The organism is Oceanobacillus profundus, from assembly GCF_003515705.1.
GTDB lineage: Bacteria > Bacillota > Bacilli > Bacillales > Amphibacillaceae > Oceanobacillus > Oceanobacillus profundus.
The window spans coordinates 574870-595408 of sequence record NZ_QWEH01000001.1 but is presented as its reverse complement, the minus strand read 5'-3'; the positions used below and the strand labels follow the sequence as shown (position 1 = coordinate 595408).

Here is a 20539-nt window from a genome sequence, read left to right as displayed (position 1 = left end):
CGAGATTTATGTTTTGCTACTTATTTTTGAAGTTCTTCTAAAATTTGTTTTTTTGTATCTTCAACACCAATACCAGTTAAAAATGTACGTGCATTAATTACTGGGAATGGGTATTCTGTTTTCGTCATTGCAGTTGTAACTAATAGATCAGCTGTATCTACGTAAGCACCAACTTCAGCAATTTTGATTTGTTTTAAGTCAACTTTAATGTTGTTTTCTTTCGCTAATTCTTCAATTGCACTGTTTACAACTGTTGATGTTGCAATACCTGCTCCACATGCTACTAATACTGTTTTCGCCATTATCTCTCACCTCCTTCAAGTGCTACAAAATCTAGCTTTTCCTCCAAAAGACTTTTAACCTTTGTTTTGTCTTTTTGGTTTACTAGGTACTTCAATGTATCCTCTTCTTGAAAAACTTGCATTAACTTTTGGAGTAAAGAAAGCTGTGAATGCGCTTCATCCATTGCTAACATAAAAACTAGTTGTACAGGTGTAGTCTCACTATCGTCGCCCATAATCACAAAATCAACTGGGTTCTTTAGAACGGCGACACTAATCGTCTTTTTATTTACATGTTCCACATCTGTATGTGGTATTGCTACAGATACTCCTGCTGTTGGAAGCCCTGTTGCAAACTCACCTTCTCGTTTAATAATCGCAGGAACAAAGCTTTCTTTCACTAAACCTCTTTCCACTAGATTATTGCCAATTGTTGCTAATACCTCTTCTTTATTATCGCCTTCCACATCTAGTAGAATGACAGATTCATTGAAAAATAACTCACTCATTCTTTGCACTCCTATTCTTTTGCTTCTGTCTTACAAACTTCTGTCAGAACTATAAAATTTTATAATTTCATGAACCTCTTCAATAGAACTCGCATTGATTATTTTGTTTGTATCTTCTTCAGATCCTGCCAAATTCATTAATTGCATTAAAGCATGTATATGTTGCTTTTTATCCACTGCGGCAATAACGAAAATTAGATTAATCTTATAATCCTGGCTGTACTGAACACCATCCTTTAAACGTAATAAAGTCATACCAACCTCATTAACACCGTCTTCTGGAGCAGCGTGTGGGATTGCTATATTTGTACCTATTACGATGTACGGATCATCATTCGAGTGGTGAATCATCGCGTGCACATACTCTGGAAGTATTTTGCCTTTTTTAATTAATGGATCGGCACTTATACGTATCGCCTCTTCCCATGAATCAACTGAATCTCTTAACGTGATATTCTCTGGCACAATTAATTCATCCAAATCGATTTCCCGTTGTGCAGCATTCTGCCTTACCACTGCTGAATCATCGTCACGATTAAAATATTGCTCTAAATCTTCTATTAAAGCCTTTTCATTATTAATTGCAGTATGCTTCTTAATAATATCTACAATATGATAAACATTAATATCATTTGGAATATACCCATGAATCGCAAGCATCACTTGCTTTCTTAAACGATAACGTTCATCTTGCCCAAGAAATACTTTTGAGATAAATAACTTTTTCTCTGTTTCTAATTGGGTTGGTGAAAATACAATATCGTAATCTAACTTATAATCGAGAAATTCTCGTACGGACAAGGAATCCAAAAAAACAAATTCTGGAAATAATTCTTTCAGCTCATTAAACATTAATTTTGAAACCGATACACCTTGCGGACAAACCACAACTGCTTTTATTTTTTCTTCAATACTTTCACCTTGTCTGTTCATCCACCCACCAATAAGCATCGTAACATAGGTGGTTTCGCTTTCAGGAATGTCATCACCGATCAGCTCTGCAAGCGGTCCAATGGAACGCTTTACAAGATGATGCAATTCCTTAAACTCCTTGCTCAAAGACCCTTGAAAATTAATTGTATCTGTAAGATGATATTTTATTCGGTAATATGCAGGCTGAAGATGCTGTAAAAGCTTGTCTAATAACTGATTACGCTCCTGCAAATAAATACAAGCACTCTTCTCAAATTGTCTGAGCATATCGTTAATAGCTGGAACTAGATTTGGAATTGCTTCCTCATTAATGTATTCAGACCAATAAACATTTGTCGTCAAAAGATGCAATGTGATGAATAAGCGCTCTGTTACTGGGATTTCATTAAAATCATATAAAATTTCCTCAGTAGCCTGATACTCTTTCGTATCCGATAACTCCTCATAGCGAATGGAAAACGATTTTATCTCACAGCCTTTTTGTATTCTTCTTAATATTAGAATCAAAATGTATGGCATCGTTACCAATTTTTCGTCGGTAAATTTTAAGTTTAACTTATTCTCTACTTTCTCAATACGCCTTTTAAATTCATCTAACAAATCATTCTGAATGCCAGATAAATCCTCTAATCTATTTTTCCCATTACTCATTTGCAGTACTTGATGTGTAATATGGATGAGTAGTTTACGGACTTGAAACTCATTACCCTCAATCAAATATCCATGTTTCCTTGAATACCGAATTGTCAAATCGTATTCATCTAAGAATACTTGAGCTTGTTTCATGTCATTTAAAATCGTATTCTTGCTAACTTCCAGCTCGATTGTAAAATGATTTAATGACAGCTCTTCTTCGGAGCTTAGCAACATTAAAATAATTAATTGAACACGTTGCTCTTCCGTAAATATCGCTGAAGCCACAGCACCTTCATAACTACTATTAAGCTTTGAAAAAACAGCCTGATCAATCACAAATTGACCTTTCCTGGTTCTTTCTATTGCTGGAAGACTATTTATTTTTAACCATTCGTTAATCTTCGTGAAGCTATAGCCAAGCTGTCTTCTTGTTAATAAATGTTTCTCTTCTAATGTCATACTTGTAATACTTGGATTACTCATCAAATCATTTAAGACCCTTTTGTCGCGATCGCTCAGTACCACTCGTAATCCTCCTTTAGCTTTATATTACCATCTATTATACATAAATTGAATTCGTTTTCATCCCAAAAAACAGAACATTTAATGTACAACGTTGTGTTTTACACAGAAAATACAAATTTGTACATATATTATTCACAATTACGTACAATAAAATGCTTGTTTTTGAAAACGGTTCATTATACGATAGTTATGTGAAACATATAACATTTATAAATTAAAGGAGCGTTTACTAATGTCAACAAACATCGAGAACTTATCCATTAATACCGTTCGCACCCTATCAATCGACGCAATCGAAAAGGCTAACTCTGGACATCCTGGTTTACCAATGGGAGCTGCTCCAATGGCTTACACGCTATGGACAGATTTCATGAACCATAATCCAAAAAACGCTAAATGGTTTAACCGTGACCGTTTCGTCCTTTCAGCAGGTCATGGATCAATGCTTTTATACAGCCTACTTCATTTAGCTGGTTACAACGTTTCAATAGATGATTTGAAAGCGTTTCGCCAATGGGATTCAAAAACCCCAGGGCACCCAGAGGTACATCATACAGATGGAGTGGAGGCAACAACTGGTCCACTTGGTCAAGGTATCGCAATGTCTGTTGGTATGGCAATGGCTGAGGCACATTTAGCTGCTAAGTTTAATAAAGAAGACCTATCTGTCGTGGATCATTATACGTATGCGCTTGTAAGCGACGGAGATTTAATGGAAGGAATATCCCATGAGACTGCTTCATTAGCCGGGCATTTAGGGTTAGGCAAATTAATTGCACTCTATGACTCTAACGATATTTCTTTAGATGGTGAGTTAAATAAATCTTTCTCTGAAAATACCGAGCAACGTTTCACAGCCTATGGATGGCAGGTTCTCCGTGTTGAAAATGGAAACGATATCAATGAAATCAGAAAAGCAATTAAGGAAGCACAAGCAAATACAACACAACCAACTTTAATTGAAATCAAAACTGTAATTGGTTATGGTTCACCAAATAAATCTGCATCTGCAGCATCACATGGTTCTCCGCTTGGTTCAGAGGAAACAAAGCTAACAAAAGAATTTTATCGTTGGGAACACGAAGCCTTCTATGTCCCGGAAGAGGTATATGCCGATTTCAATGAAAAAATTGGTAAAAACGGTAAAGAAAAAGAAGCTGCATGGAATCAATTGATTGAGATGTATACTGAAAAATATCCAGAACTAGCAAAAGAGCTTCAGCTGGCAATACATGATGCGCTTCCAGTAGATTGGGAGAAAGCATTACCAGTTTTTGAGGCTGGTCAGGATACGCTTGCTACAAGAGCATCTTCTGGTAAAGTTTTAAATGCTATTGCAAAAACAGTACCTAACTTCTTTGGCGGAAGTGCTGACCTAGCAGGATCCAACAAGACAATGATAAATGGTGAAGGCGATTTCTCACGGGATAGTTACAAAGAAAGAAATATTTGGTTTGGTGTACGTGAGCATGCAATGGGAGCTGCTTTAAACGGAATGGCTCTGCATGGCGGATTAAAAGTATATGGTGGTACATTCTTTGTCTTTAATGACTATTTACGCCCAGCTATTCGCCTGGCATCCATTATGAAAACACCTGTAACTTATGTATTTACCCATGATTCTATTGCCGTTGGTGAAGATGGTCCAACACATGAACCAATTGAACATTTAGCAGCACTACGTGTCATTCCTGGACTATCCACGATTCGTCCTGCTGATGCTAACGAAACCGCTGCTGCATGGCGCCTAGCACTGGAATCAAAAGATCAGCCTACAGCACTTGTTTTAACAAGACAAGATTTACCAACACTGGAATCAACAAAAGAAAATGCCTATGAAGGTGTTAAAAAAGGTGCCTATATCGTAAGCAACTCAGAAAAAGAGACACCTGATGCACTATTATTAGCAACTGGATCTGAGGTTCAACTGGCGATTAATTCCCAGAAAGCACTGAAAGAAAAAGGAATTGATGTACGCGTTGTTAGCATGCCTTCATGGGATCGCTTCAACCAACAAGATGCAGCATATAAAAATGAAGTAATTCCTCCTCAAGTGAAAGCACGTGTTGCAATCGAAATGGGAACCACTTTCGGCTGGGAACGCTATACAGGTGAACAAGGAAGAATTCTTGGAATTGACACTTTCGGAGCATCTGCACCAGGTAATAAAGTGATTGAAGCGTATGGTTTTACAGTTGAAAATGTTGTTAAGCATGTTGAATCAGTATTGAACGTGGAAGTTATTTTATAATTTTTTTCACAAATAGGAGATGTTACAAGATGCAAAATGCAGACGAGTTAAAAAAGTTAGTTGGAGAAGAGGCAGCGAATTTAGTTAAAGACGGCATGAAAGTCGGCCTAGGATCTGGATCTACTGTGTACTGGATGGTGAAAAGATTAGGTGAACGTGTACAAGAAGGACTAGATATTACTGCTATCCCTACTTCTAACACGACAGCCAAATGGGCAGAAGAATTCGGTGTACCACTTACTGATTTCTCAAAGGTACAGCAATTGGATATAGCAATTGATGGTGCTGATGAAGTCGATGAAAACCTGCAGCTTATCAAAGGCGGAGGCGGTGCATTACTGCGCGAAAAAGTTGTCGCAGCTGCTGCAAAAGAGTTTATTGTTATTGTTGACGAATCAAAACTTGTAACTCATCTGGGAGCATTTCCGCTAGCTGTAGAGGTAACGCCTTTCGGTTGGGAACGAACTTCAACAACCATTGAAAAATTAGGCGGCAGACCAGCATTGCGCCATAAAGATGAAGAAGTGTTTATTACCGATAATGACAACTACATTCTGGACTGCTCCTTTGATGAAATTCTAGAACCCGAAGCATTGCAAAAGGATTTAAAAATGCTTGTAGGTGTTGTTGAAACAGGGTTGTTTGCAGGGATGGCTGATAAAGTTATTGTCGGAAGAGCGGACGGTGTTTTTAGTATAACTAAATAATCTAATGTACTTGCAATAAGGAAAAGCAGTGAATGATTTTTTATCATTCACTGCTTTTTTATGTCTACTTATGCACTTATTCTATTAAATTATACTTTTAAACTTTCAAAAGCATTTACTACTGCCTCAGATACTTGAACATCGTGTTCTACAGAGCTGCAACTCACGCCCACAGCACCTATAACCTGATCATTTTCTACTAATGGAATGCCTCCACCGAAGAGAACAATTCGCCCGTTATTAGTTTTCTTTGGTGTTTTAATTAACAGTATTAAGCAAAATATTTCTCTTAAGGAAGCATTTAAACTAGCTATTACGTATTCAACCGCTAATTGCTTAAACTGGTATCCTGAAGTTTTAGCCGAAGACATTGAAAGGATTTTAAAACTGTAACAATTGAAAACTTCGGGGATAGGTTAAAGCTAGAGAAAGGGATGCTATATGACTTCTCGTCTCTAGGGTAAACTTGGGCATTTATTAACTTTCTATTTTCTCATATTTTCTCTAATTCAGTAGTAATTGTTCTTCTAAGTCTTGTCATTTATTCTAATCACGATACCTTAAGTAGTCACAAGCATATTACTTACCGTAACTTGTCAAGAACCACTATAAGCATACTTATCCAAGAATCTAAGTATGCTTATAGTGGTTCTTGGATAGTAAATCTAACTTGGCATCAAGATACTTAAATATAATTTTTCTCTAGCTAATACACATAACACCTTAAAGCATATGCTACCCCATCATCATCATACCTCTTCGTAATATATGTAGCCTTTTCTTTCACCACATCTTCTGCATTTCCCATAGCGATACTTATGCCAGCAGTCTCGAACATTGAAAGGTCATTCAAATTGTCACCTATTGCAACAGTATTTTCTAATGGTATACCGAAATAGTTTGCCATAATTTTTAATCCATTTCCTTTATTGGCATTTACATTTCCTATTTCAAGTTTCTGGGAACCAGAAGTAGTAATAGAAATATCCTTTCTATGGGACAAAATTTTTTCTAATCTACTTAATTTTCCTCCATCAAAGGAAAACACAAAAATTTTATAAGGATCTAAATTGGAAAAGTCTGTATCTAAGTAATTTTTCACAAAAATTAAACCATGCTGCTTGTATTGTATATCAACTAAATCTCTTGCCCAGTCAGTGTCAAATTGCAAATTTTGTATTTCCTTATTCAAAATTTCTTTTCCATTCTGTTTAAGCAAAATCCCCTTATTTGTATAAATCTCGTAATATAAATTACTTTTCTCCAGCATAACCAGCAAATCTTGCAAAATATTTATAGATAGGGTAAGACGCTGAATAAGAGAATTAGAATGAAAAGATAGAGCACCGTTTCCTATAATTATTGGACATTTTAAATCTGCATTTTGAAGAATTTGTTTTGTATCATGAAATGAACGTCCTGAAGAAATAATTACAATATTACCTTTCCTTTGTACATCAAGTATAGCTTCTTTATTTGCTGAGCTAATGGTTCCATCAGCTGACAACAAAGTACCATCCAAATCAATAGCGATTAACCTCAAATTATTACCTCCAATCTCTCAATAAAATAATTAATTAAATAACAGTCTTCCCCAAAAGACATGAGGAAGATCTGTTAAAAGGAATTCCTATACAAAAGATGGTACTACTTTGTTTTCGCTACCTACCATACGTATTTTTGATTTAGCCATTTCAATCGCTGCATCTTTTGCTTTTTGTAAATAAGCTCGTGGGTCTAAACTTTCGGGATTTTTTTCAAAGTGCTCACGTATCGCTATTGAATATGCATTTTTAAGCTCGGTTGATACATTAACTTTCGCCATTCCTAGTGATACACACCTTCGAACATCTTCATCTGGTACAGCTGAGCCGCCATGTAGTACAAGTGGGACATTTACTAAATTAGCTATTTCAGAAATTCGTTCAAAGTCTATATTTGGTTTACCTTTATATATTCCATGTGCTGTTCCAATTGCTGGAGCAAGTGTTGAAACTCCAGTAACTTCTACGAACTGTTTACACTCTAATGGAATTGCCTTTTCTGCATCTTCTTCGCTAACAACAATATCGTCCTCTACTCCACCGACTTTTCCTAATTCTGCTTCAACATTAACTCCAAGAGATTTTGCAAGTTTTATAACTTCATTGGTGCGTGAAACATTCTCCTCAAACGGGTGCATAGATGCATCAATCATTACCGAGGTATAACCTGCACGAATAGCTTCCTTAATTACTTCAAAATCTGTACAGTGATCTAAATGGAGACCAGTTGGAATACCATAATGGTCTGATGCAGTTTTTGCAACTTCTGCAATATTTTTAGCACCAAGTGACTTTACTGTTCCGACTGTAGTCTGTAAAATAACCGGTGATTTCAGATCCGACGCTGCTTCCAATACCCAGAAGATACTGTCAAACGAATGAACGTTAAACGCAACAATTCCATGTTTGTCTGCTCTCGCCTTTTCAAGCATTGGTGTTGTTGAAATAAGTGCCATAATTAATTATCCTCTCTAGATGTAATTGCTTGCTCTACAAGTTCGGCAAGCTCTTCATTTGTTTGCGCATCAAGAAACTTTTGACGAGCATGATTATCCATCAAAACGCGAGATAAAGATGATAACGCTTGTAAATGTGTTGTTCCTGCCTCTTCCTTTGGAATTAGTAATGACAGGAAAAAGAAGGCTGGTTTGTCGTCAAATGATTCCCAATCAATACCTGTTTCAGTTCGGACAATAACAATTGCTGGCTTAGTTATTGCCTCAGACTGAGTATGCGGTATTGCAAAACCATCTTGGAACCCTGTTGTACTTTGAGATTCTCTTTCCTGAAGCCCTTTTACCACTTCATCTGCAGAAGATGCAATATTATTTTCAATAGCGATATCTGCAATGACTTGAAATACTCCTCTTTGTGAGGATGCTGTCGCATATAATTGAATAAATTCAGGTTGTATCATTTTTTTCATCTATAGTTACTCCTCTACTGGTAAATTGTTTGCAATTTTTTTACGGTATAGTCCATATATTACTGCACCTACAAGTGAACCGACTAAAATGGAGAAAACCCATTTTATTGCTCCTGTAACTACTGGGAGAACTAAAAACCCTCCGTGTGGTGCAGGTACTTGAACGCCAAACATATAAGTTAGTACTGCCGCTATGGATGATCCCAACATAATAATCGGGATTACAACTATAGGGTTTTTAGCAGCGAAAGGAATTGCACCCTCTGTAATATGTGTTGATCCAAGAACAAAGTTTACTAATCCTGCATTTTGTTCTTCTTTCGTAAAATAACGGCGGAAGAATACAGTTGCAAATGCAATAATTAATGGCGGAGCAATACAAGCTGCCGATACTCCTGCCATAAAATAGAGATTTCCTTCCGCAAGCAGTGCAGTTCCTGTCAGATAAGCTGCTTTATTAAAAGGGCCGCCCATATCAAATCCGGACATAGCTCCTACTACTATTCCAAGTAATAATGGGTTTGTTGATTGAATATTAGATAGAAATTCCATCATACTTGTATTCAATTCCTGCACTGGAACCATCAATGGTGTCATAACTACTCCAATTAAGAAAATTCCTAGTAAAGGGTATAAGAATATTGATTTTAAACCATTCAAGGACTGAGGAAGTTTCTTAAGTAATAGCTGAAGTAGAATTATGATATAACCAGCAGCAAAACCTGCAATAATTCCTCCAAGAAAACCAGCTCCGCCATCATTTGCGAGTAATCCACCAATAAAACCTACAACCATACCAGGCCGTTTGGCAATAGATTCAGCAATAAATGCTGCAAGTATTGGTACCATTAAGCTAAATGCTAAACCCCCAGTTTTATTCAAGAAGGCTGCGAATTCATTATATGTTTCATGGTTAGGATCTGCAGAATGAATGCCGAATAAAAACGATATCGCAATTAACACCCCGCCACCGACAACAAATGGAAGCATATGTGAAACACCGTTCATTAAGTTTTTATAAATAGAATGAATAATATTTTTCTTACCTTTAGATACTGATTCTATTTTATCTTTTTTAGAGTCATCTGTTTCTGTCTTTACTGTATGTCCTTTTACATGATGAATCGACGCTTCTTCGTTGACAATTTGTTTAATCAATGTTTTTGGATCACGAATACCACGCGCAACTGGAACTTCTACTAGACGTTTCCCATGAAAACGCTCCGTATTCACATCTTTATCTGCGGCCACGATAACTCCATCTGCTTCACGAATTTCCTCTTCAGTCAAACCATTTTCAATACCGACTTGACCATGAGTTTCAACCTTTATATCAATATCCATTTCTTCTGCTGCTTTTTTTAATGATTCTGCAGCCATAAATGTATGTGCGATACCTGTTGGACAACCTGTCGCTGCCACAATTTTTCTGCGTACCATAATTACTCCCCCCTAATGTTCTTTATTGAAACTTCTTTAACTAGCTTTGGTATATCTTTCAAATCACTAAGTCCTTTTGAAAAAGCTGTAGAGGAACCTATTGCTGTAGCATATATAAGAGATTCTTCTAAGGATTTGTTTATCATTTGTTTACCGATGAATGAAGCAAGCATAGAATCTCCAGCACAGGCGGTATTAACAACTTTCCCATGAGGTGAAGTTGTTTTCATTAGGCTATCCTTTGAAAGGAAAATCGCTCCATCCTTCCCTCTAGATATTAGAACGTTTTCAGCCCCCCTATATAAAAGAACTTTACCATATTCAATTAGTTCATTTTCTGAAAGGGAGTAATCCTTCCCAAACAGATTAGCCAATTCGTCTTCATTCGGTTTTAATAAATAAGGGTTATAGTCAAGTGTATCTATAACTGCCTGAACGCTAGTATCCAAAACTAATTTAATGCCTCGCTCTTTACAAATTTCAGCTATATCAATAATAATCGTTTCGGGGACACCTTTTGGTAAACTACCTGAAACAACTAAGATACTATTGTGTGGAATATTTCTAATTTTGCCTAGTAATAATTCCTGATATTTACTAGAAATAAAAGGTCCTTGGTTAACGATCTTATATTCGGAGGCGGAATTTACAAATACATTTATACGTGTAATTCCATCTACCAAAACAAAATCTGTCTTAATATCAAGTTCCTTTAAAAAATCTTCGATGTACTTCCCGGTAAAACCAGCAATAAAGCCTAAAGCCACACTATCAATACCTAATTTTTTTAACATGATAGATACATTGACACCTTTACCGTTAGCTTGATAATCTTCATCAATGGTACGATTTACAGTATCAGCTCTTAATTCATCAAGAGCAACGTACAGGTCTATTGCAGGATTCATGGTGCAGGTATAAATCATTGCTTCACCTTCTTAAATGTTATATAAATCTTGTTAAATTAATTATTGCACATCTATTCATGTAAATGTTTTCAAAATCTGTAAAGGTTTTCAGGAGATTTAATTTCACAAAAAAATACTAGGAACATCACATTCCTAGTATCAATAATTATTTGTTCGAATTACATATGCATCTAGAAGAACCCGTGCGATAACGTTTAATGAAAGCCTCGATCGAACTTCATATTCAGGAAAGAGAGAGTAGTCGCTTTTATAACCTAAAAGCGTCATATCCGACAGTCTGCTTAAGCTTGAGTTGACATTTGTCGTTAAGGTAATTGTAGTAACTTGTTTTATGTTTAGATTTTTACAAGCTTCAACAAGCTCCAACGTTTCTCCAGATAAAGAAATAAAAATCGCAAGCTCGCTTTTCTTGATTTTACTTGACTTAATACGGATTATGTTTGGATCGTCATGATTTTCACATGTTTTTCCCATCACCTGAAGTTTGACCGTCATTTCTTTTGCAATCATTTCAGAGAACCCTCTTGCAAATATATAGATCTTATCGGCATCATGTATTTTTTGAACGGTATCCTCAATTTGGCCAATACTTTGAAGTTGAATTGTCTTTAAAACTTCTTCTTCATTTTTCCTTATAGCTCGCTTAATATTTTCATCAATATCCCCTAATTGATCATCTACGTCTATCATTTTCTTATCTTGCTTTAGTCGATATTTGAATGAGGTATATCCGTTATAACCTAACTTTTTCATTAGGCGAACGATTGTTGCAGTTGAAACAGTCGCATGTTCACTTAATGTAACAATTGACATTGTTGCGATATCATCAATATTTTTATGGATGTATTCAAGCAGGTAACGTTCAGATTCACTTAAGGAGGCGTAAGTTGTAGGTGGAATATTAAATAGCAGTTTATCCATTTAGCTAACGTCCTTTCTTCTATTACATCTTCCCATTTATTATATAATTCTTTATACCTATTTTAACGCTATTATTAAGTATTGCAAAGTCTGCCTTAATTTAACTTATTAATAAAACACAGAAAAACAGTGAATCATTCCACTGATTCACTGTTTTCTATTCTACAATTATATACTACACCTATCTCATATCTTCAAAAGCATCCACTGCTGCCTGAGCCACTTGAACATCGTGTTCTACAGAGCTGCCACTCACGCCAACAGCACCAATAACCTGATCATTTTCAACTAATGGAATGCCTCCCCCGAAGAGAACGATCCGCCCGTTATTCGTTGTGTTTAAACCATACAATTCAGCTTGAGGAATAGTAGCTTCAGCTAAATCTGATGTTGGCATCTTTAACGCAACAGAAGTCCAAGCTTTATTCTGCGCTATGTCAACACTAGCCAGCCATGCGTCATCCATACGATGTACTGCGATTAGATTTCCACCCTCATCAACAACGGATATAACCATTGAAACTCCAATATTTGCTGCTTCTTGTTCAGCACCCTCAATAAGTTTTTTTGCTAATTCAAGATTCATTTTACTCAACTAAAATTCCTCCCTCATATTAAATAACTATCCATTTCTCGTGATAGGAACGATATTTTAAATGTTTCACATGATTGCAGTTTCATTCTACATTAAACCAAAATATTAAACAAGTTGTAATTATTAGAATTAAACAAATAAATCATTATACCTAGCACAAACTCTCGGCAGGTAAAAAGACTTGATTCATGTAAACTACTGGTTATCTTGTAAAAACCTTAACAAAACTCGAATTAACGGTAACTCCTTCTTCCCTCCACGCAGCAACAATAGCTCCGCCAATAGGTTCCATTTTAGGAACTGTGAGTATTGATTCCAATTGATGTTGACGAATTTCTTTTTCGATTATTGCTTGGAAAAGGTCAAGTCGATTATAAATCCCACCTGTTAGCACAACCGGGACTCTATCCTTTTTTGAAAATCGCTTTGTTTGTAAACAAGCAATTGACTTGCCCATATGTACAGCGTTTTTTTGAATGATCCCTTGTGCAACTTGGTCACCATTATCAGCTGCTCTCATTACTATTTTGCTCAATGAAGCAACACGTTCTTTCTGGTTTTTTTCTTGATAAACAGCATGGATAATATCGGGTAACTTAGCCGCTTGGAAATATTCAAGTAGGAAATTACTAATTGCTGTTGGAGTCCCTAATCCATCATAGGCTAAGAAAGCTGCCTCTAAAGCATCACGTCCAAGTGCAAAACCGCTTCCCATCTCCCCACTTAAATATCCCCATCCCCCCACACGGTCAGATAAACCGTCATGATTTATACTAAATGTAATGGAGCCTGTGCCAGCAATTTGTACAATTCCCGGTTTACCTAAAGTACCTGAATAGAGAGCATTAATAGCATCTATATTTACTGTTACATGCACATGATCTGGTAGTAAGTCGACAAGAATCTTTTGCACCATCTCTTTCGTTGTTGGATGGCCAACACCTGACATCCCTGCAAATACATGTTTTAATTGGAAAAAGCAAGAATCACACTGTTGTTTTAATAAAGTAAATAGATTCTGCAACTCTTTTTTCAAACTCCACTTATCTACACTATTTGGGTTGGTCGGACCTACTGTTGCTTCGGCAATTATTTCTCCATTCGACTTTGCTATGATGCCCTTTGTTTTTGTACCACCACCATCAATTCCTAAAACGTACATAATAACTAGCCTCCACCAGTGTTTATAGTTGATTATCTATTAGATTATATGCGAAGGAAAAATTGATTATTAGTTAGATTTCTCTAGGTTATCAATATTGAGGAACAATCTAAAGCGGTGTTCTATAAAAAAGAAAGCAAGGACTAGTCTCCTTGCTTTCTTCAAGTCTATAGATTCTGTAAAGGGTTCATATAAAAAATATGGCTGCATCAGCAGGCAACTTCGCAAAAAATTGTACCCTTAAGAAGAAACTACAGCACCTGCTGCGAAGGTTTTATATTTAGTCATCATTTCAATTGCAACCTCATAGCTTTCTTCCGCTTTAAATGATTTTCGGTCAAATCCAATCATGTCACGCAATATTTCATGAGCATAATCGGCAAAGACGACTGTACCATCATCCTCAATTCTCTCGATTCCATCCATTTTTGATGATTCTTCATTTATTTTAATAGCTTCTTCTTCTGTAATCCCCTCTGGTAAGGCAAGCTCAGCCCCTTGATTACTTAGAAGAATTGGATATCCGCCTGGCAATCCATTTGGTGATGGTGAATGGGTAAATATCGGTGTTGAACTTAACAGTGCGTACATATTTTTAATAGTTGAACTAGCTGAAACAGTTGTGAATTCTGTCCCCGGTGCATATAACTTAATCGATTCCCACATTAATTCATCCGTATCAAACTGGTCTGTGACATCTCTATCGTTAACCATAATTTTTAAGAAATAAGGTCCTTTTTTATAACCTGCTTCCCGAGGGTATACCCACCATAAGTGATGTGCAACCAAGTACGTTTTAATTATATCCATTGGAACATTTAACTTTCTAGCTATATTTACGCGTAATGCCGGTTCAATCAATTCAACATTACCGATCCCAATTGTTGGAGCTAATCCTACTTTAGCTAATACAGGGTTTGTTAGACATGACAATGACGTATTGATTACTTTTGGTTCAACTCCAGATTTTTTAATCGCTTTCATTAGTTTGTAAGAAAGTCCTAATTGACACGGAAGCCATGCACCTAAAGTAGCCGAACTTAACCTTTCGTACTGCTCTTTTGGTAGTTTTCGAATAACATGCCATGTTTGCATGACTGCACAGTTAATCACGAGATCTGGATTATGTTTAGAGACAATATCAGCTGTAGCATCTTCTTCAGAAAGATCGACTCTTTCAAAGGTAACCTTAGGATACAACCGATTAACCGCAGCGCCGATTAATGCATTGTTCACTCTTTTCTCAGAAACTTCCTGGTTGAAATCACACACCACCAACTCCGGACATTTTGGATCTCGAACTAGAAACTCTAAAATATGTGTTCCGACTTCACCTAAACCGACAAGCATTACTTTACTCATTTTATTACCTCCGTTTTTTTCGGGACAGTGTCCTGTTTTTATTATTGTACTAAATATTCTTTCTTTTATCAAGGAGGAATTTATTGGTGTTTATTATTTGATAGTCGTTTTTTGTAAATAAAAAAGACCTCCCTATTTATAAAGGTGAAGTCATGGTTAATGATGTAATAGAGATTTTATGTAAAAAATTAGTACAAAAATAATAAAGTCACTTCAGTTCATTCGAAATCCGTTCCGCATACTCTTTTATAATATCTTGCAGCTGATCTATGTTGTCTAAATTTTCCTGTGTCTTTACCCCGGCTATTGCTAAAGAGGCAACAATGTCTCCATTTCTCTTTACGATTGGCACTGCCATACTAAATGCACCTTCAATTGGATCATCAACACTGATTGAGATTTTCGTTTCTCTCACTTCGTTAACTTTGATTATAAATTTTTCCTCTTCCACTATCGAAGCTGAAGCATATTTCTTTAATGGGTTGTTCTTGATGTGATGTAAAACATTTGATGGAGTTTGATAGGCTAGAAAAACTTTCCCAAAATTACCATATGTTATGGGGTATTTTTGACCAGGTTGCGCAAAAACCCTCAATGCATTTGTTCCTTCCACCGTTTCAATTATCATAATTTCATCTTCCTCTAGAATTGCTAATTGAACCGTGTCTCCAATCCTATCACGCAGCTTCTCCATATGCGTAATTGCCAGTTCCCTAATTTCATTTTGCAATTTTAAATGAGAACCTAATTCTAAGATTTTATAACCTAGCGCATATTTCTCAGTGAGATTATTTTTCTTTACGAGACCACGCACTTCTAATGTTTGTAAAATTCGGTGCAATGTACTTTTCGTAATATCTAATTGCTGCCCTAGCTCTCGTATTGTTTTATTATCTGTTTCACCCAAAACTAATAATATATCAATTGCTTTATCTACTGAGGACACCATGGATACTTTTTCTTTATTTGCTGTCATTGCTGAACCTCCTTCTGAAATAAATAATTGAAATTTTATTTTAGTATAACATGTTTTTTTACGTTGACTAATTTAGGGAGATCCACACAATATAGAAGCTATATCTCGTTCAAACACAACATAAGAGTAATGAAGAACCATATACTGCAAAATAATTAATTCCCCTTCAGTCCCTCATACCTAAATGTAGGTGAATCTACAGCAATCCATAAAAAGGAAGCTAATAATCTAATCTATTTAGACTGTTAGCTTCCTCCTCATGCAGATTACAAGTAAAATACCGTTTTGAATGAGATTTATGTCCCTATCAATTTATATAAATAATACTCATTAACCGGTTTACCGTCTATCATCAAGGAATTGACTTTCTCTCCCTCTACAACGAATCCCATTTTTCGGTATAAATTAAATGCTTTTATATTTTCTTTTATAACTGTTAATTCTAATCTTGAAATCCCAACTTCTTTTGCCCACTCAAAAATTCGCTGAAATAATTTTGTAGCTATTCCTTGTCCTTGATATGCTTCGAGAATGCCTAAAACAAGGTATGCTGAATGCTTGTTTCTAATCAGTTTCCCACCGAATGCTGCAATAAAGCCAACCAATTTGTTATCAGCTTCAGCTACTAAAAAGACTGTATTTTTTTCAGTTAGAATCCGTTCGATTGATTTTTGTTGTTGCTCGATCGTCGTATCGCGTTCTCCTGGATCATGTAACATAAAGCCAGATGCATCGATTTCCTTACTTAGCTCAACAAAATTTTCTGCATCACTTTCCGCGATTGATCTAATGATCATCCTTATTCCCCCCTTTGTTCCTGACATTCTGCTAAAGATACCTTGATTACACCCATTTAATCCGAAACTTCTGGTTGCCCTTAATCCATGGAAGCAATGGTAAATCATCGTCAATGACTTTTCCAAGTACATTTACTCTTTCATCTGCTGGTAAATCGGCTAATGCAATTTGAATTTCTCCTTGATAACGCATATATTTCTCATTATCGATCGTAACGGAGCCAGCTGATCGTTCCACACAGTTGCGGGGCTGAACAACTGCTTCTCCAAATTGCGCATAACCTCTCGATTCAACTGCACGGATACAGTCTCTCGCGTTATCTGCCCGGTTGGTGAATGGACTCACTGATTTGCTAAGGATTTCAGAGTCTGTCAGTTTATCTGGAATAGCTCGAACGACAATTTCATCTTGCTTATAGTCGCGAAATTGTTCTAATGACGCTTCACTTAATTCAACGTCACCAACCACAATTTTATCCACCCCTGCCAGTTTCTCTAATTCCAAAAAGGCAGTAAAAGGTGAGTGCTTGCGATGCTGTTCCAAGGTTGGCAGTTTTTCATATAGCGGACCCCTTAATTGCTTGTCCCCAGGAATGAATGCCATTACAGTAATCCCTGCTGATTTGAACAGCCTGTTTTTTTGGATAAAATCACTTAGTCCAAGTCCAGTTTCTGGTCGCGGGTAATAATTATGCCAAGCTTCCACTGCTTCAGTGTTTAGCCCCTTTGCTTTCATATCGTGTAACGAATCCGCTGTAATCGTACTTGCGTTTAGTGCGATGCGCATTTTGTGAGACAAATCAATAATCGTTTGCTCGTCCACACCATAATCGATCCGAAGACCTGATAGTCCCCAATTTAGTAATTTATCCGCATTTTCCCAATTAAACCCTAGTGCCTGTAATGAATTCGGTGAAATATCTGCCATCAATTCCATATCTAATTCAATTGCTACTTTTCCAAGTGCCTGAAGCTGATCCTTATAGGTCGAGTGATCGTCCTCAGGAATATGGAGCGATGTAAAAATCGACTGAAATCCGCTTTCCTTCATCTTACGAATATAGGGAGTCTGCTGTTCAATTGGCTCATTCCCTAGATAAACAGAAATTCCTAACACACTGATTCCCTCCATTTAATTATGATGTAAGCAAAGATAGGAGGTTAAAGCAACCTCCTAATCTTAAAGCCTATTAAATACCATCTGCCATGCTTTCCTTAAAGCCAAATGCATACGTAAACAGGAATCCAAACGCATACGAAATGACGAGTCCGAGGAAATAGCTTATATATTGTCCATTTGTTATGAGTGGGATTAGGGACAAACCAGAAACGCCAATTCCCGATGATGCTGTACTCATAACTGCTTGGAATGCTCCACCAACGGAAGCTCCCAGACAAGCTGTTAAAAACGGTCTTCCTAATGGTAATGTTACTCCATACATTAACGGTTCGCCAATTCCCAGGAATCCTACTGGAGCACTCCCTTTGATAATATTTCGCAGACGCGTATTCTTTGTTTTTACAAAAATCGCAATCGCTGCGCCAACTTGTCCAGCTCCACCCATCGCTAAAATGGTTAACAATGCAGTCTCATTATAGACATTAATTAATTCAAGATGAATCGGTGTTAAGCCGTGGTGTAAACCAACCATAACTAATGGCAGAAAAAATCCTGCTAGTACTGCTCCTGCTATCGCCCCACCTGTATCAATTAAAGCAGTTAGCCCCATCGTGATACCATCTGACAAAATACCAGCTACTGGCATAACGGCGTATAATGAAGCAAATCCGACAACAAGTAATGTGATCAAAGGTGTAAAGATAATATCTACTGCATCCCACATCACTTTACGAACATTTTTCTCAACAAATGTCATTAACCAGGCGGCGAAAATAACACCAAACAAACCGCCTCTACCAGGAGTTAGGGCTTCACCATAAATCGTAATATCTGCGAGCAGCGGGCTAAATAAGAACATTCCTGCAATGGCGCCTAATACCGGTGTCCCGCCAAATTCTTTTGCCGTATTCCAACCAACCAATATTCCTAATGATGCAAAGACAACGCTTCCAAGCAAAAGTAAAATTTGCATCCATGTTTGTTCTCTGTCTACTCCTGCATTCACTGCAAAGTTAGCTGCTCCATTAAGAATCCCTGAAGCAACCAAACCTGGAATAAGTGGAATAAAAATATTTCCAAGCTTACGCAGAAAATTTTTAAATGGTGTTCGATTTTTTGCTTTGAGTTTTTGTTTATCAAGGGCTGCTTTTTCTTCAAATGTTAAATCATCTGGTGTTGCATCTTCACCGATACCAAACCCGGTTAGTTGACTCATCTCAGCAGCAACTTTATTTACGGTTCCAGGTCCAATAACGACCTGTAACGTTTCATCCTCAACAACTCCCATCACACCTTCTACACGCTTTAAGTCAGTCATATTCACTTTCGAATCGTCCTTTAATGACAAACGCAACCTTGTCATACAATGAGCGACTCGCTGAATATTGTCTTTTCCACCAACATGTTCTAATATATCTGTAGCCATTCTTTGTTCTTTCTTCATAATTGACCCCTCCTTTTTCTTACTTTGCTAATGCGCGTCGCACAAATCCGTCAGAGTTCTTAAGCTTGTTAATAGCATCTTCATAGGAGCATTGCAATAAAATCATAACGATTGCTATCTTCACCTGATGCTTCGATTTCTCAAAATAAGAGGCTGCAGTTTCATAATCGACTCCAGTAACTTCCATAATATTTCGTTTGGACCTTTCTTCTAATTTCTCATTTGTCGGCTTTAAATCTACCATAAAGTTTTGGTAAACCTTACCAATCCCTACCATCGATGCAGTAGAAATCATATTTAAGACCATCTTCTGAGAAGTGCCAGCCTTTAATCTGGTAGAACCAGTTAGTACCTCAGATCCCGTTAGAAGTTCAATCGCCACCGAAGCGTATTGACTCATTACTGCGTCTTTATTACAGGATATACTTACTGTACTCGCTTTTTTCGAATTCGCATATTGTAATGCTCCGATAACGTAAGGGGTACGCCCGCTTGCAGCAATTCCAATGACCGTATCATTTTCTGACAGTTGAATGCTCTTTAAATCGTTTGCTCCAAGTTCTGGATCGTCCTCAGCCCCCTCAGCCGCTTCATAAAGCGCTTTCATTCCACCCGCAATAATTCCTTGTACCATCTCTGGGGACGTACCAAATGTAGGAACACATTCTACAGCATCTAAAACTCCCAATCTACCACTTGTTCCTGCCCCAACGTAAATAAGTCTTCCGTTTTTGTTGAATGATTCAATTGCATATTTCGTAGCCTTCTCAATTTGTGGAAGTTGCTCCTTAATCGCCGTTAAAACCTGTTGATCTTCTTTATTCATCGTGCGCAAAATATCCAACGTAGTCATTTCATCTAAATGCATCGTATGTTGATTTCGCGCTTCCGTTGTTAATTTTTCAAGCATAATTTTTGCCTCCTCTACTTTCTTTCACCTCTATTTTACCTATTTATGAAATTAAAAGTCAATATAAATAA

General features: G+C 36.8%; 20 protein-coding genes. 2 read left to right on the top strand and 18 right to left on the bottom strand.

From position 1 onward, the window contains the following. Positions 1–20 precede the first annotated feature (20 nt). Genes D1B32_RS02705 through D1B32_RS02695 form a run of 3 tightly spaced genes read right to left on the bottom strand, consistent with a single transcriptional unit; the run spans position 21 to position 2884 of the window. On the bottom strand, positions 21–302 hold the full coding sequence (locus D1B32_RS02705) for a PTS sugar transporter subunit IIB (protein WP_095308012.1): 282 nt from the start codon (positions 300–302) through the stop codon (positions 21–23). Further along, complete coding sequence (locus D1B32_RS02700; RefSeq protein ID WP_095308010.1) at positions 302–790, bottom strand: PTS sugar transporter subunit IIA; 489 nt, start codon at positions 788–790, stop codon at positions 302–304. Before D1B32_RS02700 ends, D1B32_RS02705 begins: the two co-directional genes overlap by 1 nt. Positions 791–820: 30 nt before the next feature. Then, positions 821–2884, bottom strand: a complete 2064-nt coding sequence (locus tag D1B32_RS02695; protein ID WP_118888570.1) for a BglG family transcription antiterminator — start codon at positions 2882–2884, stop codon at positions 821–823. A 232-nt stretch (positions 2885–3116) separates the two neighbouring features. Between D1B32_RS02695 and tkt the strand changes: the two genes are divergently transcribed. Both tkt and rpiA read left to right on the top strand, forming a co-directional pair. Further along, complete coding sequence (gene tkt, locus D1B32_RS02690) at positions 3117–5135, top strand: transketolase (RefSeq protein WP_118888569.1); 2019 nt, start codon at positions 3117–3119, stop codon at positions 5133–5135. A 29-nt stretch (positions 5136–5164) separates the two neighbouring features. Further along, positions 5165–5842 carry a ribose-5-phosphate isomerase RpiA gene (gene rpiA / locus D1B32_RS02685; RefSeq protein WP_118888568.1) on the top strand — a complete coding sequence of 226 codons (678 nt, stop codon included), beginning with the start codon at positions 5165–5167 and terminating at the stop codon, positions 5840–5842. 89 nt (positions 5843–5931) lie between these two features. Here the strand turns inward: rpiA and D1B32_RS02680 are convergent, their stop codons facing one another. The 15 genes from D1B32_RS02680 to murQ form a co-directional block, all read right to left on the bottom strand. After that, the gene (locus tag D1B32_RS02680; RefSeq protein WP_118888567.1) at positions 5932–6213 is read right to left on the bottom strand and encodes a GlcG/HbpS family heme-binding protein; all 282 of its coding nucleotides are present in this window, start codon (positions 6211–6213) and stop codon (positions 5932–5934) included. A gap of 335 nt (positions 6214–6548) precedes the next feature. Further along, on the bottom strand, positions 6549–7385 hold the full coding sequence (locus D1B32_RS02675; protein WP_118888566.1) for a Cof-type HAD-IIB family hydrolase: 837 nt from the start codon (positions 7383–7385) through the stop codon (positions 6549–6551). An 87-nt stretch (positions 7386–7472) separates the two neighbouring features. Next, positions 7473–8342, bottom strand: a complete 870-nt coding sequence (locus tag D1B32_RS02670) for a class II fructose-bisphosphate aldolase (protein WP_118888565.1) — start codon at positions 8340–8342, stop codon at positions 7473–7475. 2 nt (positions 8343–8344) lie between these two features. Then, entirely contained in the window at positions 8345–8812 is a 468-nt protein-coding gene (locus D1B32_RS02665; RefSeq protein WP_240033705.1) for a PTS sugar transporter subunit IIA, read from the bottom strand. Between the two features lie 6 nt (positions 8813–8818). Continuing rightward, positions 8819–10252, bottom strand: a complete 1434-nt coding sequence (locus D1B32_RS02660) for a PTS fructose transporter subunit IIC (protein ID WP_118888564.1) — start codon at positions 10250–10252, stop codon at positions 8819–8821. 2 nt (positions 10253–10254) lie between these two features. After that, on the bottom strand, positions 10255–11178 hold the full coding sequence (pfkB, locus tag D1B32_RS02655; RefSeq protein ID WP_118888563.1) for a 1-phosphofructokinase: 924 nt from the start codon (positions 11176–11178) through the stop codon (positions 10255–10257). 141 nt (positions 11179–11319) lie between these two features. Next, positions 11320–12102: a MurR/RpiR family transcriptional regulator gene (locus tag D1B32_RS02650; protein ID WP_118888562.1), complete on the bottom strand. Its 783-nt coding sequence runs from the start codon at positions 12100–12102 to the stop codon at positions 11320–11322. A 181-nt stretch (positions 12103–12283) separates the two neighbouring features. Then, a complete protein-coding gene (locus D1B32_RS02645; protein WP_118888561.1) occupies positions 12284–12697 on the bottom strand; it encodes a GlcG/HbpS family heme-binding protein in 414 nt (137 codons plus the stop codon). A gap of 202 nt (positions 12698–12899) precedes the next feature. Then, entirely contained in the window at positions 12900–13859 is a 960-nt protein-coding gene (locus tag D1B32_RS02640; protein ID WP_118888560.1) for an N-acetylglucosamine kinase, read from the bottom strand. 240 nt (positions 13860–14099) lie between these two features. After that, positions 14100–15221: a saccharopine dehydrogenase NADP-binding domain-containing protein gene (locus D1B32_RS02635; protein ID WP_118888559.1), complete on the bottom strand. Its 1122-nt coding sequence runs from the start codon at positions 15219–15221 to the stop codon at positions 14100–14102. Between the two features lie 208 nt (positions 15222–15429). Beyond that, on the bottom strand, positions 15430–16197 hold the full coding sequence (locus D1B32_RS02630) for an IclR family transcriptional regulator (RefSeq protein ID WP_118888558.1): 768 nt from the start codon (positions 16195–16197) through the stop codon (positions 15430–15432). 296 nt (positions 16198–16493) lie between these two features. Further along, positions 16494–16994 (bottom strand): GNAT family N-acetyltransferase, encoded by a 501-nt coding sequence (locus tag D1B32_RS02625; protein ID WP_118888557.1) that lies wholly within the window; start codon positions 16992–16994, stop codon positions 16494–16496. Between the two features lie 46 nt (positions 16995–17040). Next, positions 17041–18111 (bottom strand): DUF871 domain-containing protein, encoded by a 1071-nt coding sequence (locus D1B32_RS02620; RefSeq protein ID WP_118888556.1) that lies wholly within the window; start codon positions 18109–18111, stop codon positions 17041–17043. 73 nt (positions 18112–18184) lie between these two features. Continuing rightward, on the bottom strand, positions 18185–19558 hold the full coding sequence (locus D1B32_RS02615) for a PTS transporter subunit EIIC (protein ID WP_118888555.1): 1374 nt from the start codon (positions 19556–19558) through the stop codon (positions 18185–18187). A gap of 19 nt (positions 19559–19577) precedes the next feature. Then, positions 19578–20468, bottom strand: a complete 891-nt coding sequence (murQ, locus tag D1B32_RS02610) for an N-acetylmuramic acid 6-phosphate etherase (protein ID WP_118888554.1) — start codon at positions 20466–20468, stop codon at positions 19578–19580. Positions 20469–20539: the final 71 nt, after the last annotated feature.